The sequence below is a fragment of the Aminobacter sp. MDW-2 genome (assembly GCF_014250155.1).
Classification (GTDB): Bacteria; Pseudomonadota; Alphaproteobacteria; order Rhizobiales; family Rhizobiaceae; genus Aminobacter; species Aminobacter ciceronei.
Genome location: NZ_CP060197.1, coordinates 3,543,956 through 3,557,652, shown reverse-complemented (window position 1 = coordinate 3,557,652; position 13,697 = coordinate 3,543,956). Strand labels below are relative to the sequence as shown.

Sequence of the window (13,697 nt, the reverse complement as noted above, 5' to 3'; positions counted from 1 at the left end):
GCATGTATCGCCGCGCCCGTGCCGCTCTCGTCGCCCCTAGTGCCAGCGCGCAAGGGGGTGGGCTGTGAGCGAGAAGCTGTACACACTTCGACTGACCAAGGATGAGCTTTACGCCCTCAAAGAGGCATACCACGCCAACTGGACCGCACCAGAAGAGCGCTCGGAGCTTGAGCTTCGCGTCGCCGACCGACTTGACGACCTCTATCACCGCGCGTGGAAAGAACAGCGGAGATCCGCAGCATGACCGACAACCTGCGCGGGCTTATCGAGCGGCTGGAGAAGCTGGAAGGGCCGGACCGGGAGGTTGAAGCCGAGATCGATGTCACGCTCTTTGGCGGCGAGACGATTTGGAAAACGGCCAACTACACCATGGAGTCCTACCCGGCTTCGCGCCGCCCCAGCGCAACTCACATAGGCGGCTTTGCGAATGAGCATGTGCCGTCATACACCGCCTCCCTCGACGCAGCCGTTGGACTGGTAGAGCGCGTGCTGCCGGGGTGGGATGGCTTCGTGCCCATCAACGCCAAAGGCGAGGCATGGGTCTGGCCGGCGGGCGGAATGGGCAAAGGTCATCGCGTCAGTGCCGCCACCCCCGCCATTGCCCTCCTGATCGCCACCCTGAAAGCCCTCCAGGAGAATAGCAATGGCTGAGATCGCAGACGAACTGCGCAAGGCGTGCAGCGGCCACCCGCACGCGAAAATCGCATGGCCCCACCGCCTGCTGCATCGTGCGGCCGACGAACTCGACGCCAAGGATAAGCGAATAGCTGAACTGGAGGCGGGCCGCTGGCAGCCTATCGAGACGGCGCCGAAGGACCGAACGGCCATCATCATCGCAGTGCCTACAAAAGATCAAGACGACTTCCACGTCGGTGAGGCCTACTTCGACCCAGAAAACTACGACAACGGCGACTGGTGGTGGGCCAACACGAGCTATGGCGACTACCACGCCGGCCCGGTGAGCGAGATCAATTGGCACGGCCCGACCCACTGGCAGCCTCTCCCCGCTCCTCCTTCCCTCCCCAATAAGGAAGATCGAAATGGCTGAGACCACCCACACCACACTGCGCGCCGCGAACATCGCTCGTCAGGCCGAATGGGACAGCGCTAACGCCATATCGTTGACTTACCGGGCAACTGAACTTGCCGGCGAAGTAGGCGAAGCGTGCAACATCATCAAGAAGATCGAGCGCGAGCGCCTAGGCATTCGTGGCAGCCGCGCCACCCTTGAGCAGCTTGCGGAAGAGCTGGCAGACGTCATCATCTGCGCCGACCTCATCGCCATGCACGAGGGCATTGATCTTGTGGCCGCCGTGGCCGCCAAATTCAATGCCACGTCGGAAAAGGTCGGCCTCGCCACTCGACTCGCCCCACCCGAGGGAGAAGCAAATGGGTAGAAGGGTGGAGACGCCAGTCCGCGTCCAGCTTTCGCGCAAGAAGGGCTGGAAGATGCCCGAGAACACCGTGAATGTCGCGCGGCCCAACCGTTGGGGGAACGACTGGAAGGTCGGCAGCACCATGTTCGACCCGGCGACGAGCCAGTTTCGAACCTGCGAAACCGTCGAGGATGCCATTCAGGCGTTCCGCAATTCGGTCGACTGGGACCCAGATGCCAAGACCACGTTGCCAACGACGGAAGGCGGCACTTTGGAAATCTGGGGCGGCTTCGGTCCGTACCACCGCAACCGGAAGACGATCCGCGCCGAGTTGGCTGGCAAGAACCTTGCCTGTTGGTGCCGGCTCGATCAGCCATGCCACGCGGATGTTCTGCTCGAACTCGCGAATTCCCCCGCCCCTGTTACACAGAAGGATAAGGCGGATGGCTGAGAGGGTGGAGACGGACGAACTGTTCGACGCCGTTTTCCGGCATCTGCCGACGAAGCCTGTTGCGCTGGCAGAAATCCGCGTCGACGCATTTGCCACCCTGCTTAGCGCAATAGAGCGCAGCGGCACACCGGTACTCGTAAACGACCCGCACGCCACAGGGCACACGTTCGCGGGCGTCCCTGTCATAGCCGATCCAAGGATGCCGACGGGCTTTGCGGCAATCGTCGTCAACAAGGAGGTCGTGCAGATCATCGATCTTCGCCCCGCACGGAAGGATAAGGCGGAATGACGCGGGCGCGGGTCGCAAAATCGCGTCCCGACGACGCCCCAATCACGCTCGATCGCATCGAGAAGTGCCTCGATCGCTTGGCCGTGATCATGATGCAGGACCGCGAGCACGCGCCCCGCATGCTTCCGATATTCAGGAGGCTTGAGAGGGAGGCTGACGCGCTTCGTCGGTCTCACGACGATTTGGACGACGTGTTTGAGCGTGCTCGACGATCCCTGGATCAAAAGGCAGAGCAATCTTATTGAGCTCGTCTCGCTGCCAGGCTAGCGCGCCGCCGCTACCATATTTCGGCCGCTGAATAGTATGGCCCATGAGGCCCCGGCGTAGCTCCTCGTCGAGCCCGCCCTCTTTCATCCGATCTTCGAAGGAATGCCGAAGGCTGTAGAAGGTGTGCTTGTCTGAGGGCAGCAACTCGCTTTCGCGCAGGTATTTGTTGATCGCCGTCGTGAGGCTGTTCTCTTTGTCGCGATAGCGCGGGAAGCCATTCGGGAAAGCGCGGAACACCGCCAGCGCCACTCCTACCAGCGGGATCGATCTCACGGACGACTCTGTCTTAATCTCGCGGGGATTGTCGTGGCCCTCCCGCGGCTCGATGCGAATGTATGGGACTTTGACATCGAGGAAGATTTCAGTCTTCTGCAGGTTGCACAACTCGCTTGGTCGGGCGCCGGTCTCGATCATGGCCAGAAGCACGCCGCGCGCCTGTGGGTTCAGGCCAGTGAGGCTATCGCCGGCCAGCAACTTGGCCTTGATCCACTCGGTTGGGATAGGTGGCCGCGACCGTTTCGTCTTCTCGGCGAAGCCAAGGCCGTCGAACGGGTTCTGTTTGACCTCCACCCCCATGTGCTTGTGGTAGCTCTCGTAAAGCCCTCGCAGGTTGCCAAGATCACGGTTGCCTGACGTAGGCTTGTGTGTCGGCTTCCCCTTCTTTGGCGCAATTCGTTCCAGCCAATAGGTGTAGACCTTGAGGCCGTCAGCGCGCGTGATGTCCGGCATGGCCTTGTCACCAGCGAGATCGACGAAGTTGTTCACGGCCCGCTGCTTGACCTTCTTCCAGGAGCGCTTTTGGCTCTCGCTCTTGCCCTGCAGCTCGTCGTGGACAATCTCGTCAGTGTAGACCTTGAACGCAGCTGTCAGGGTCACAGGCGGAACGTTTTCGGTCCCCAGAACGGCCCGGTTGGTCGCAACCGGCGTCCGCTCGTCCATGACCGCCTCTAGGCGAGACACCACGTCCCGCAGATCCGCAGTGGCGATCTCACTGGCTGGCTGATAGCTGAAGCCCATAGCCTCGACGCGCTTCACCGCGGCCTTGTATCTGGCTTGAGCCGCGACGCGGGGCTCGTCGGCTATCATGGCCGCCCATAGCTGGTCATCCGCCGCTTCGAGCGCATCGCGCTTGCTGCGCGCCAGAGCCAGATCCGCAGTCTTTAGGGAGGTCCGAACATGAGGCGAGCGCGCATCCATGTCGACCACGACAGCCGGCACCCGACGCTTGTAATGATAAATTCCCCGCCTCAGGATCAGGTGACGATCCTGTTCGTTTCTGCTATTCCGCATTTATGGGCGCCTAAGGTGTGGCACAATTTGTGGCACAATCTGTGGCACCAAAATATAGACTGATGCAATACGAGAAATACAACCCACGAAAAGATATTGGATTTTCAATATCTTACGGAGAACCACGCCCGCTAAGTAGGGGGCGTATCATCCGCACCATAGACGCTCTGCCCGGCGGACCTGAAACCTCTGATCGCGAGTGATCGAGCCGTGCACGCAACGACAAATCCCCCAGCTACCACCTCCACTGCCGACAACAATCGCCCGGTCCGACCGCGACGCAGCCTGCTCATTGCCTCCGATGCGGTGTGGCCGCCCGTTTCGGGTGGGGATCTACGCAACTGGCAGAATGTCCAGGCCCTTGCGGGGCTGGGTGATGTGCTGGCGACCTCGGTCCACGCACCAGCTGCACCTACGACGCTCGACGACGACAGGATCACGACACTCGCCCTTGCCAACGCAGCCGAGGCCGCAACCTCGCCGCGCCTCGCCAAACGCCGGACCCCGATCGACACGCGCATCCCGCAAGTCGCGCTTACGCGCCTGCTGGCGGCGGCACGCGACTTCAAGCCCGATGCCATCGTCGTCGAGGGTATTCCACTGTTTCCTCTCCTCGAGCATCTGCGCCCACTGGCGTCGACGATCGTGCTCGACATGCACAACATAGAGTCCGACCTTTTCAGGCAGATGATGCCGAAAACCGGCTGGCTGGGAGGGCTGTTCTCAAAGAAGGCCCGCCATGTCAGGCGCATGCGCGACATCGAGTTGCAGTCGCTGCGCATGGTGGACAAGGTCTGGGTCTGCTCGGAGCAGGATCGCGACAGACTACGCGACCTGTCCGGCGGGCGTGCCCTTGCCGATGTCGTTCCGAATGGCGTTCCCCGGTTTGATCTCATCCCGGAACAATTGGCCGACCAGCCCGCAATGGCCACGGGCCAGCCGACGCTGCTGTTCATCGGCCACCTCAACTACCCGCCGAATCTCGAAGCGGCGCGGCGGTTGGCAACGCAAATCCTGCCGCGGCTGCACGCCGCGATCGGCGGCGCAAGGCTCGTCATTGCCGGGCGCAACCCGCACCGCAGCCTTGGCGACGTGGCTGCCTTGCCCAATGTCGAACTGATAGCCAATCCAGACGATCTTGCGGAGCTTTATCGCCGAGCGCATCTTGCCGTCGTACCGCTGGTCAGCGGCGGCGGCACGCGGCTGAAAATACTGGAAGCGATGGCCTGGGGCCTCCCGGTCGTGGCCACCCGGCTGGCTGCGGAAGGCCTCGGCCTTGTCGACGGTGTCGACATCGACTTTGCCGAGACCGACGACGACCTCGCCGCGCGCGCGGCGGCGCTGTGCACGGACACCGACTGGCTTCAGGCGCGGCGGCTCCGTGCCCGTGAAACAGTCACGCAGCGCTTCGGTCCGAAAGCCATCGCGGCGGCCGTCAGATCCAGCCTCGCGTGATATCCGAGAAACTCTCGATATCAGCTTGATAAGCCTTGTCTAATAATGCCATGACATGCAGGATGACTGAAAGACGAAGTTGATCGGCTTTGCATGACAATTCCAAAAATTCTTCACCAGACCTGGAAGACGGACAGAATTCCCGACAAATTCCTCAGCTGGTCGACGAGTTGGGAGAAACACAATCCGGGCTGGCGGCACATCTTGTGGAGCGACAGGATGCTGCTCGACTTTGTCGCCGAACACTATCCTGATTATCTTGAGACCTACTGCAGCTACAAGGTCGGCGTCCAGCGTGCGGACGCTGCGCGTTACATGCTGCTGCACCATTTCGGTGGCGTCTATGCCGACATCGACTGCGAATGCGTGGCGCCCTTCGACGGGCTTTTGGACGAGAACCGCGTCGTCCTGTGCAAGGAACCCCAAAGTCAGTCGGATGCGCAGACGCGCATGCGCAACCTGCCTCACCTTCTCTTCAACGGGACGATGGCGAGCCCGAAAGGACACCCGTTCTGGCCCCACCTGCTTGCCTATCTGCCTTTGGTCAAGGATGCGCGGGACGTTCTCGATGCCACGGGCCCATGCCTTCTGACGGCGGCGCAGCTGAGTTTCCCCGATCAGTCGGCCTTTGCGATCCACCCGAACGAACTTTTCAGCCCGGCTGGCAGCAGCGGCAATTCGGCCGACGCCGCCACGACCGCGACCCTGTCCATTCATCACTGGGCCGGCACCTGGTGGATCAAACCCAAACCACCGTCTTTGCTGGCACGGTTGCGGCAAAGCTACTATCAGGCGCGGCATGCCTTGACCAAAGGCGAGCAGCTCGACCTGGCCGCAGCACAGGCGGCAGTCGACCCGGCTGCCCTCAACCGCCTACCGCCCTCGGGCAACAACATCGCGATACTTGTGCCATTGCGCGATGCCGCCGACCACATTGAACCCTTCCTCGCAGCGCTCGCCCGGCTCGGCCACCCCAAGGAGTGCATAAAGCTGGTGTTCTGCGAAGGCGACAGCAGCGACGGCAGTTGGGAAAGGCTGACCGAAGCGACCGCTGCACTCAAGGGAAACTACCGCGACATCGTGCTGCTCAAGAAGGACCTTGGCATCAAGATGGAACGAGCGAAGCGCTGGAAGCCGAGCCTTCAACGCAAGCGCCGCTCGGCCATTGCCGCCGTCCGCAATCATCTCATCAGCCACGGGCTCGATGCCAGTGACGACTGGGCTCTGTGGATCGATATCGACGTCTGGCGTTATCCCTCGGACGCCATATCGCGCCTGATCGCTTCGGGCGGCAGGATCGTCGTTCCCAACTGCGCGGTGGCGCCGGGTGGTGGCAGCTTCGACATGAACAGCTTTGCCACTCTCCGAAAGCCAAGGGATTACCGATACTACCGCGCGCTGCGCGGCGGCCTCTACCAGCCTCCAGCCAAGGAAAACACCAGGCTTTACCTTAGCGACCTGCGCCATCTCGACAGCGTAAACCTCGACGGCGTCGGTGGCACGATGCTGCTCGTCGACGCAGCGCTGCATCGCGGCGGCCTCAACTTTCCCGAGATCCCCTACAGGTTCCTGCTCGAGACAGAAGGCTTTGCTGCCCTTGCCAATGATCTCGGCTTCGTGCCGCTCGGGCTGCCTAAAATAGAAGTACTGCACGTCCCCTGGTGAACGCCAGCGGACTTGCCCTGTCTTGATGCCTTAATAGAGCGGTTCCTCAAACAGCATTGTGTCGCCGTCCATCAGTGCCTTGATCTGGCCGGTGCCGTCGCTGCCGACCGCCACCTTGATGCCGAAGCTGCGCAATTCGGGCTCCGCGCCGGAGTTGCGCTTGCGCATCTCCTCCTCGATGGCCAACCCTTCGCCCTCCGGCACATAGAAGCGCTCGATGCCGTAGTCGACGCTAATGGTCGAACCCGGCGTCAGGCTCCAGGCATTGGTGACCTGGCCGCTAAGATCGACCTCATCCGGGCTTGCGATCGTCGAGTCAGTAGTGAGCATGGCGGATTTGGCGCGCCAGTACCCATCAGCGTCCTTCTTCAAGCGGACGACGATCGGCCATCCTTCCACGGCCGCCGCTTCACCCTGTGGTAGGTTTTCGACGATTTCGACAGGAATGCGCGAGATGTCGTAGCCAAGCCTGACATAGTCGCCGCGCAACAGGTCGCGCGGGTCGACGGGCTCGACCTTGAGCAGGATTTCCTTGCCGTCGCGCAGGATCGCCGCGCGCCCGACGATCATCCAGCCGAGGAAACCGATTTGCGCCAGGGCCACGACAATGGCGGCGACAACGAGCTTGTAGCGGGTCATCACGCGGCTCCCTGGGCTGGCTGTGATTTCATGCGCCGTTCGATGCGGATGATCGCATAAGCTAGGCCGGCGAGGATTATTGCAGCTGCGAAGAAGAAGCCTGCCGTGCCCAACATGGAGCCGACCGTCACCATGTAGACGATCGCCAATTCGAAGGCGAAGCCGATATAGGCGATCCAGCGCAAGCCTCGACTCTCGCGACCGAGGAAGACGATCACGGCCGCGATGACCGCCAGCGCCACGGCAGCGGCGATGACAAAGCCTGCATCATCCATCTGGTCGAGCTGGACCATGCCCATACCGGAGAGGAAGCCGATCAGCGCGTGCAGCGGCAGCCGCCCGCCAAGCTGGGCAATGCGCTCCGAAGCCGCAGGTGCCAGCGCTGCAGCGGCGAGAAGCGCTGCCGAGACCAGCGCAAGCACCAGCCCGACCTCCAGCGACTCGTAGTGAAAGCCGAGCAGCACCGCATAGAGAATGACCGACAGCGCGATCAGGTGGCGCGCAGCGCGGCTCTGCGTCCAGAACGACAGCGCCCAGTATGCGGCCATGAACACAATGAAGAGATGCGGAAACTCCGCGCGGCGGAACAGCTCAAATCCCTTCGTCACCAGCCATGCGTCGGCGATGCCGATGGCGGCGACAGTCAGGGCATTCGAACGCAGTGCGGCCGCGGCTATGGCCGTGCCTATCGACCAGGTGACGATCGCCGCCGCCTCGTCGCCGGAGAAATGGTACATCTGGCCGATCAGCGCGATCGAACCGCCAAAGGCCGCGGCAGCGATCAACCACAATGCTTCGGCGAAGCCGCCATGGTCCCGCTGCTTGAGCACGGCTCCGCCGACATAACCCGCGAAGATCACGGCAAACAGCGAGGCCACTCGCGCCGGGCGCGGTATTGCTTCCCAGTTGGCCGCGACAAGGATCAGGATCGCTGCCGCAAACAGCAGAGCCGCCATCATGGCGAGGATCGAACCGAAATTGAGCCCGTTGCGCTCATTGGTCTCGACATCGCGGATCAGCGCGTCACCGGTCGCGCGGTCGACGAGCCCGCTGTCGACCCAACGGCCGATGTCGTTCTTCACCTTGGTGGCATAGCTCGCCATATGTCGCTTCCCCTGCCCGACGGCCCACACCAGGGCCAAGCCGTTGTCATCATGGCGAATTTCAGATTCGGTCACAATTATGACCGAAGCCTTAATGCCCATTAATGTTGCAATGCACAAAACGCATTGCTGCCATGCGAGCATAGCGCTTCAATTTTAGGCAAGGGCATCCTATCTACGCCCCGTACACAGAAGAGAAAAGAAGACGAACGGAAAACGAAGATGAACCTGATCCGCAATTACCGCAACTGGCGCCGCTACCGTGACACTGTCTCCGAGCTGAGCCGCCTGTCGAACCGTGAACTGACCGACCTCGGCATTACCCGCAGCGACATCCACTTCGTCGCTCGCAAGGCGATCTAACCGAAGCCGATCTACCCAAACTACCTGTCCGAACCGAAAAGAGAACTGAAATGAACTTGCTCCGCACTTACCGCAACTGGCGTGCATATCGCGAGACGGTGAACGAGCTTGGCCGTCTGTCGAACCGCCAGCTTGCCGATCTCGGCATCAATCGTGGCGAGATCCAGTCGATCGCCCGCCGCGCAATCTAATTCAAGCTTTCCGTCCGGGTCGACCTCCTCCCCGACCCCGATGGATCCGGTCAGCTTTCTCCTCCCATTGAGCTGACCACCTTAACACACCCGCCGGATCCTCCTCCCCCGGCGGGTGTCGTTAGCCCGAGAGCCTCGCCCTCTTCGATTGGCGAACAGAATTCAGCCTGCGCCGACCTCCTCCCCGGCAAAGGCGAATAGGTCAGCTTTCTTCTCCCATTGAGCTGACCACCAATAACGACACCTGCCGGACCTCCTCCCCCGGCAGGTGTTGTTACCCGGTGCATGATCCCGAATATCGAAATCGATTTTCGGAAAGGATCATGCACCCACCATAAGTTCTACAGCGTCCTTTGCGCGTCCAAATGGACGCGCTGCGCTGTAGAGAGCGTCGCCCTCTTCGATTGGCGAACAGAATTCAGCCTGCGCCGACCTCCTCCCCGGCAAAGGCGAATAGGTCAGCTTCCTCCTCCTCCCAGAGGCTGACCACCAAAACCAATACCCGCCGGTCCTCCCCCGGCGGGTGTTGTCGTTTTGGCGCCGCGCCTTCGATCTCGGGAGATAACTGCCCTAGTTCAGCGCGCCGCTATCCAGCACACCACGCTGCTTCCAGTCGTTGAGCCGGATGATGTCGGGCGCGCCACCCATCGGCGCATACCAGGAATCGACAACCCATTTGACGCCGTCGGGGGCCCGGATCACCGCCGTCCAGTGCGGATAGCGGCCATCGAGCAGGAAGCCCCTGGAATCGCGTGCCTCCACCTTGTGGTGGCGGAGCAGGCCGCGACGCGCGAGGTAGCGCAGCAATGCATCGGTATTGGTCGACTCATCGACGCAATCCATCTGTCCGCGTATTTTCGAGGCGCCGAACTCCGAGCGTGGCTGATCGCGCACGCCTGTCACCTGCTGCGCCCGCTTTTCGAAATAGCTGACTGCCCGGGCGATCGCCTTGCGCTCGGCCTCCGGCGTGGCACGGCCGGCAGCCATGATCGATGCCAACTTGCGGTCATCACCGAGGCCAAGATCGAGGCGCGAACGAAAGGCGCAGCCATAACCATGGCAGATGTCGATGGTTCTTGCTGGCGCGGCCACGGCCTCCGTGACCGGACCGCCGGCCATGATCGATATGAGGCCAGCAAAAAGGATGATCGCACGTCTCGTCATGGCGATATCCTAGTGACTGTCCCGCATCGGGCGCAACTCGCAAGCCGCCCAATCGTTGCATTCCCCCGTCCAAGGGATTATTCCGGCGCCATGAGCACAAAACCCATTCACATCATCGGCGGCGGTCTCGCCGGATCGGAAGCGGCATGGCAGGTGGCTTCGGCCGGCGTGCCTGTCATCCTGCATGAAATGCGCGGCGTGCGCGGCACCGACGCGCACAAGACCGACGGCCTGGCTGAGCTTGTCTGTTCCAATTCGTTCCGCTCGGATGACGCCGAAACCAACGCCGTCGGCCTGCTGCACGCCGAGATGCGGCTTGCCGGCTCGCTGATCATGAGCGCCGGCGACGCCAACCAGGTTCCCGCCGGCGGCGCGCTCGCCGTCGACCGCGACGGTTTCTCCAATGCCGTCACCGCACGGCTCGAAGCGCATCCGTTGATATCAATCGTGCGCGAGGAAATCACCGGCCTCCCGCCCGAGGACTGGGACCAGACGATCATCGCAACTGGCCCGCTCACCGCACCTTCGCTGGCCGAGGCGATCGCCGCCAGCACCGGTGCCGACGCGCTCGCCTTTTTCGACGCGATTGCGCCGATCATCCATTTCGACAGCATCGACATGAATGTCTGCTGGTTCCAGTCGCGCTACGACAAGGTCGGCCCCGGCGGTACCGGCAAGGACTACATCAACTGCCCGATGGACAAGGAGCAGTACGACGCCTTCGTCCAGGCGCTGCTCGATGGACAGAAGACCGAGTTCAAGGAGTGGGAAGGCACGCCCTATTTCGACGGCTGCCTGCCGATCGAGGTGATGGCCGAGCGTGGTCGCGAGACCCTGCGCCACGGGCCGATGAAGCCGATGGGCCTGACCAATGCGCACAACCCGACTGTGAAAGCCTATGCAGTTGTGCAGCTGCGCCAGGACAATGCGCTCGGCACGCTGTACAACATGGTCGGTTTTCAGACCAAGCTGAAGCATGGCGAGCAGGTCAATGTGCTGCGCATGATTCCGGGGCTGGAAAACGCCGAATTTGCGCGTCTCGGTGGCCTGCACCGCAACACCTATCTCAATTCGCCGACCCTGCTCGACCCGACGCTGCAGCTCACGTCGCGACCGGGCCTGCGTTTTGCCGGCCAGATCACCGGTTGCGAGGGTTATGTCGAAAGTGCTGCCATCGGGCTTTTGGCCGGCCGCTTCGCCGCCGCCCAGCGCTTGGGGCAACAGATCAGCACGCCACCCGTGACCACCGCCTTCGGTGCGCTGCTCAACCACATCACCGGCGGGCACATCGTCTCGGACGACGAGCCTGGCAAGCGCTCGTTCCAGCCGATGAACGTCAATTTCGGCCTGTTTCCGGTCATGGAAGCGCCGAAAGTCGAAGGCAAGCGCCTGCGCGGCAAGGAAAAGACCGTTGCCAAGAAGAAGGCGATGACGGCGCGCGCGCTCGTCGACTGCCGCGCCTGGCTCGGCCTTGCCCCAGCGGCACAGGCCGCGGAGTAGGCATCAGGCCATGGCGCTTGCGGAAACGCAACGGCTGACGCTCAGGGAAATGGAACGCGGCGACGCCGTCGCGATCCAGTCCGTCTTCAATGACGATTATGCCCATCGTTTCTATCCGGAGATGACGAACGAGGCCGCGGCGATCGAGTGGATCGACCGCAACCGCGAACGCTACCAGCGCGACGGTTTTGGCCTGTGGGCAATCATCGACAAGACCAGTGGTGCGCTGATCGGAGACTGCGGCCCGACCTGGCAGGATGCCGGCGGCACCCGCGTGCTGGAAATCGGCTATCACATAGCGTCGCAATGGCGCGGACGCGGCTACGCGCTCGAAGCCGCCCGCGCCGCCATGGCTTTCGGTTTCGCCAGGACCACCGAGCCCCTGATCGGCTCGATTGTCGCCACCGACAATGCGTCATCGGCCAGCGTCGCCCGGCGCATGCACCATGACGTCCGCTCCTACGTCAACGCCCGCGGGCTTGATCGATTCCTGTTCTTCACGCGGCGCGAGCGGTACGTCTCGTCCTAGCGCTCACGCGCGCGAGGTCACTCGCCAGGTATCGGCCCCGCTTCAGGCAGCCCCGGCTTGCCCGCTTCGCCGGGATTGCGCCTGACATAGGCGGCTTTCAGGCTTTCCGAGGTCTCGCGCGAGCCGTCATGGCTCCAGCCCGGCGGCATGAACAGGTAACCGAGGCGCTGGCGCAGGCTGAGCCCGGGCGCGAATGCGTCCTTGAACATGCCAATCCATTCATGGAAGGCGACGCGGACCGGATTGAAGGTGCCGATGTTGTGGACGATACCGTAGCGCGGCAGGTCCTCTTCCCGTTCCTCGACGAAAGTGCTGAACATGCGATCCCAGATGATCAGCGTGCCGGCAAAATTGGCGTCAAGGTAACGCGGGTTGGTGGCGTGGTGCACCCGATGATGTGACGGCGTGTTGAAGATGAACTCGAACCACGCCCACATCCTGCCGATGGCCTCGGTGTGGATCCAGAACTGCCAGACCAGGTTGAAGCCGAAGACGAAGGCGATAACCGCCGGGTGGAAGCCGAGCAGCACCAATGGCATCTGCAGGATGAACATGCCGGTGAACAGGCCGGTCCAGCTTTGCCTGAGCGCGGTCGACAGATTGTAGTGCTGGCTCGAATGGTGGTTCACATGCTCGGCCCAGACCCAGCGCACGCGGTGGGCGATGCGATGGTACCAGTAGTAGCGCAGGTCATCGAGCAGGAAGGCTGTGATGAACACCCAGAGCGACAGGCCAAGGTCGAAGACGCTGAATTGCCAGACCCAGAGCAGAGCCCAGTAGGACACGACGCCGAGCAAAAGGCCGGCAACCACGTTTCCTGTGCCCATCATCAGGCTCGTCAGCGTGTCACGCGTTTCGAAAGCGCCCTTCGCCCGGCCTGTGCGAACAAGCCAAAGCTCTATCAGGATCGCGATCACGAAGAACGGAATCGCAAGCTCCGTGACCTTGGGAAAATCGTAGTTCTCCATCACGCCTTATCCCCTTCGCCGCTTGCGCCTGATCTGCCCGAAAGCGCGGCGACCACAGCGCCGGCAGCCTCGGCATCCGTGAAGCGGAAGTCTCCGCCCTTCCAGGTGAAGTCGAGCAAGCTCAGCGCTACGGTCCTGTCATCGCGGACAGTTACGGCCGCCACATCGGCCCCGGTCACGATACGCGTTAGAAACTTGTCACCGATGCCGCGGACGATACCGACGGAGCCGTTGTCGAGCTGCAGGAACGCCGTGCCGCCGTCCTCGGTCAGCAGCACCGCGCGAGACGCGACATCAGGAAAGTCAGTGGCAAACCGCTGCAGCGCATGGTCCGTGCCCGCCAGCTGCGCCTTTGCACTGCCGCCACTAAGATGCACGGCAGCCACTACCGCTGATATGCCGACGACGACCATCGCCACCAGAATTGGCAAGCTCATGATAACAGAT

General features: G+C 62.2%; 18 protein-coding genes. 12 read left to right on the top strand and 6 right to left on the bottom strand.

What is annotated here, in order from left to right; all coding sequences use genetic code 11:
• The first annotated feature begins 64 nt into the window (after window positions 1-64).
• The 6 genes from H5P29_RS17480 to H5P29_RS17455 are packed head-to-tail and all read left to right on the top strand — an operon-like array spanning window position 65 to window position 2,116.
• Complete coding sequence (locus H5P29_RS17480; protein WP_154384071.1) at window positions 65-244, top strand: hypothetical protein; 180 nt, start codon at window positions 65-67, stop codon at window positions 242-244.
• Window positions 241-651, top strand: a complete 411-nt coding sequence (locus H5P29_RS17475; RefSeq protein WP_154384070.1) for a hypothetical protein — start codon at window positions 241-243, stop codon at window positions 649-651. The genes H5P29_RS17480 and H5P29_RS17475 overlap by 4 nt, the downstream gene beginning before the upstream one ends.
• On the top strand, window positions 644-1,048 hold the full coding sequence (locus tag H5P29_RS17470; RefSeq protein WP_154384069.1) for a hypothetical protein: 405 nt from the start codon (window positions 644-646) through the stop codon (window positions 1,046-1,048). Before H5P29_RS17475 ends, H5P29_RS17470 begins: the two co-directional genes overlap by 8 nt.
• A complete protein-coding gene (locus H5P29_RS17465) occupies window positions 1,041-1,397 on the top strand; it encodes a MazG-like family protein (protein WP_154384068.1) in 357 nt (118 codons plus the stop codon). The genes H5P29_RS17470 and H5P29_RS17465 overlap by 8 nt, the downstream gene beginning before the upstream one ends.
• 52 nt (window positions 1,398-1,449) lie before the next feature.
• Window positions 1,450-1,827, top strand: coding sequence for a DUF4326 domain-containing protein (locus H5P29_RS17460; protein ID WP_246670684.1), 378 nt, complete (start codon window positions 1,450-1,452; stop codon window positions 1,825-1,827).
• Window positions 1,820-2,116 (top strand): hypothetical protein, encoded by a 297-nt coding sequence (locus H5P29_RS17455; RefSeq protein ID WP_154384066.1) that lies wholly within the window; start codon window positions 1,820-1,822, stop codon window positions 2,114-2,116. The genes H5P29_RS17460 and H5P29_RS17455 overlap by 8 nt, the downstream gene beginning before the upstream one ends.
• Window positions 2,117-2,248: 132 nt before the next feature.
• Here H5P29_RS17455 and H5P29_RS17450 read toward each other — a convergent pair whose 3' ends face one another.
• Window positions 2,249-3,673: a DUF6538 domain-containing protein gene (locus H5P29_RS17450; RefSeq protein WP_154384065.1), complete on the bottom strand. Its 1,425-nt coding sequence runs from the start codon at window positions 3,671-3,673 to the stop codon at window positions 2,249-2,251.
• A gap of 210 nt (window positions 3,674-3,883) precedes the next feature.
• On the opposite strand from H5P29_RS17450, the gene H5P29_RS17445 reads away from it, so the two are divergent.
• Complete coding sequence (locus tag H5P29_RS17445; RefSeq protein WP_154384064.1) at window positions 3,884-5,128, top strand: glycosyltransferase family 4 protein; 1,245 nt, start codon at window positions 3,884-3,886, stop codon at window positions 5,126-5,128.
• Between the two features lie 93 nt (window positions 5,129-5,221).
• Complete coding sequence (locus H5P29_RS17440; protein WP_154384063.1) at window positions 5,222-6,793, top strand: glycosyltransferase; 1,572 nt, start codon at window positions 5,222-5,224, stop codon at window positions 6,791-6,793.
• A gap of 30 nt (window positions 6,794-6,823) precedes the next feature.
• On the opposite strand, the gene H5P29_RS17435 is transcribed toward H5P29_RS17440, so the two are convergent.
• Both H5P29_RS17435 and H5P29_RS17430 read right to left on the bottom strand, forming a co-directional pair.
• Window positions 6,824-7,435, bottom strand: coding sequence for a GDYXXLXY domain-containing protein (locus H5P29_RS17435; RefSeq protein WP_182574082.1), 612 nt, complete (start codon window positions 7,433-7,435; stop codon window positions 6,824-6,826).
• On the bottom strand, window positions 7,432-8,535 hold the full coding sequence (locus H5P29_RS17430) for a DUF2157 domain-containing protein (protein ID WP_067966482.1): 1,104 nt from the start codon (window positions 8,533-8,535) through the stop codon (window positions 7,432-7,434). Before H5P29_RS17430 ends, H5P29_RS17435 begins: the two co-directional genes overlap by 4 nt.
• Window positions 8,536-8,757: 222 nt before the next feature.
• On the opposite strand from H5P29_RS17430, the gene H5P29_RS17425 reads away from it, so the two are divergent.
• Window positions 8,758-8,898, top strand: coding sequence for a DUF1127 domain-containing protein (locus H5P29_RS17425; RefSeq protein WP_082496386.1), 141 nt, complete (start codon window positions 8,758-8,760; stop codon window positions 8,896-8,898).
• A gap of 50 nt (window positions 8,899-8,948) precedes the next feature.
• Window positions 8,949-9,089 (top strand): DUF1127 domain-containing protein, encoded by a 141-nt coding sequence (locus H5P29_RS17420; RefSeq protein ID WP_018427695.1) that lies wholly within the window; start codon window positions 8,949-8,951, stop codon window positions 9,087-9,089.
• 570 nt (window positions 9,090-9,659) lie between these two features.
• Here the strand turns inward: H5P29_RS17420 and H5P29_RS17415 are convergent.
• A complete protein-coding gene (locus H5P29_RS17415; protein WP_154384061.1) occupies window positions 9,660-10,253 on the bottom strand; it encodes a hypothetical protein in 594 nt (197 codons plus the stop codon).
• Between the two features lie 90 nt (window positions 10,254-10,343).
• Here H5P29_RS17415 and trmFO point away from each other — a divergent pair, with 90 nt between their 5' ends.
• Together trmFO and H5P29_RS17405 are read left to right on the top strand one after the other, a co-directional pair.
• Entirely contained in the window at window positions 10,344-11,753 is a 1,410-nt protein-coding gene (trmFO, locus tag H5P29_RS17410; protein WP_154384060.1) for a methylenetetrahydrofolate--tRNA-(uracil(54)-C(5))-methyltransferase (FADH(2)-oxidizing) TrmFO, read from the top strand.
• Window positions 11,754-11,763: 10 nt separating this feature from the next.
• Entirely contained in the window at window positions 11,764-12,282 is a 519-nt protein-coding gene (locus H5P29_RS17405) for a GNAT family N-acetyltransferase (protein ID WP_154384059.1), read from the top strand.
• Between the two features lie 17 nt (window positions 12,283-12,299).
• Here the strand turns inward: H5P29_RS17405 and H5P29_RS17400 are convergent, their stop codons facing one another.
• Together H5P29_RS17400 and H5P29_RS17395 are read right to left on the bottom strand one after the other, a co-directional pair.
• A complete protein-coding gene (locus tag H5P29_RS17400; protein ID WP_154384058.1) occupies window positions 12,300-13,250 on the bottom strand; it encodes a sterol desaturase family protein in 951 nt (316 codons plus the stop codon).
• Window positions 13,250-13,687 (bottom strand): hypothetical protein, encoded by a 438-nt coding sequence (locus H5P29_RS17395; RefSeq protein WP_067961640.1) that lies wholly within the window; start codon window positions 13,685-13,687, stop codon window positions 13,250-13,252. The genes H5P29_RS17400 and H5P29_RS17395 overlap by 1 nt, the downstream gene beginning before the upstream one ends.
• Between the last annotated feature and the right edge of the window lie 10 nt (window positions 13,688-13,697).

Bases quoted from the DNA above. Each gene is read 5' to 3' on its own strand.
- H5P29_RS17475 (WP_154384070.1), top strand. From the start codon at position 241: ATGACCGACAACCTGCGCGGGCTTATCGAGCGGCTGGAGAAGCTGGAA.
- H5P29_RS17470 (WP_154384069.1), top strand. From the start codon at position 644: ATGGCTGAGATCGCAGACGAACTGCGCAAGGCGTGCAGCGGCCACCCG.
- H5P29_RS17465 (WP_154384068.1), top strand. From the start codon at position 1,041: ATGGCTGAGACCACCCACACCACACTGCGCGCCGCGAACATCGCTCGT.
- H5P29_RS17460 (WP_246670684.1), top strand. From the start codon at position 1,450: ATGCCCGAGAACACCGTGAATGTCGCGCGGCCCAACCGTTGGGGGAAC.
- H5P29_RS17455 (WP_154384066.1), top strand. From the start codon at position 1,820: ATGGCTGAGAGGGTGGAGACGGACGAACTGTTCGACGCCGTTTTCCGG.
- H5P29_RS17450 (WP_154384065.1), bottom strand. From the start codon at position 3,673: ATGCGGAATAGCAGAAACGAACAGGATCGTCACCTGATCCTGAGGCGG.
- H5P29_RS17440 (WP_154384063.1), top strand. From the start codon at position 5,222: ATGACAATTCCAAAAATTCTTCACCAGACCTGGAAGACGGACAGAATT.
- H5P29_RS17430 (WP_067966482.1), bottom strand. From the start codon at position 8,535: ATGGCGAGCTATGCCACCAAGGTGAAGAACGACATCGGCCGTTGGGTC.
- H5P29_RS17425 (WP_082496386.1), top strand. From the start codon at position 8,758: ATGAACCTGATCCGCAATTACCGCAACTGGCGCCGCTACCGTGACACT.
- H5P29_RS17420 (WP_018427695.1), top strand. From the start codon at position 8,949: ATGAACTTGCTCCGCACTTACCGCAACTGGCGTGCATATCGCGAGACG.
- H5P29_RS17415 (WP_154384061.1), bottom strand. From the start codon at position 10,253: ATGACGAGACGTGCGATCATCCTTTTTGCTGGCCTCATATCGATCATG.
- trmFO (WP_154384060.1), top strand. From the start codon at position 10,344: ATGAGCACAAAACCCATTCACATCATCGGCGGCGGTCTCGCCGGATCG.
- H5P29_RS17405 (WP_154384059.1), top strand. From the start codon at position 11,764: ATGGCGCTTGCGGAAACGCAACGGCTGACGCTCAGGGAAATGGAACGC.
- H5P29_RS17400 (WP_154384058.1), bottom strand. From the start codon at position 13,250: ATGGAGAACTACGATTTTCCCAAGGTCACGGAGCTTGCGATTCCGTTC.
- H5P29_RS17395 (WP_067961640.1), bottom strand. From the start codon at position 13,687: ATGAGCTTGCCAATTCTGGTGGCGATGGTCGTCGTCGGCATATCAGCG.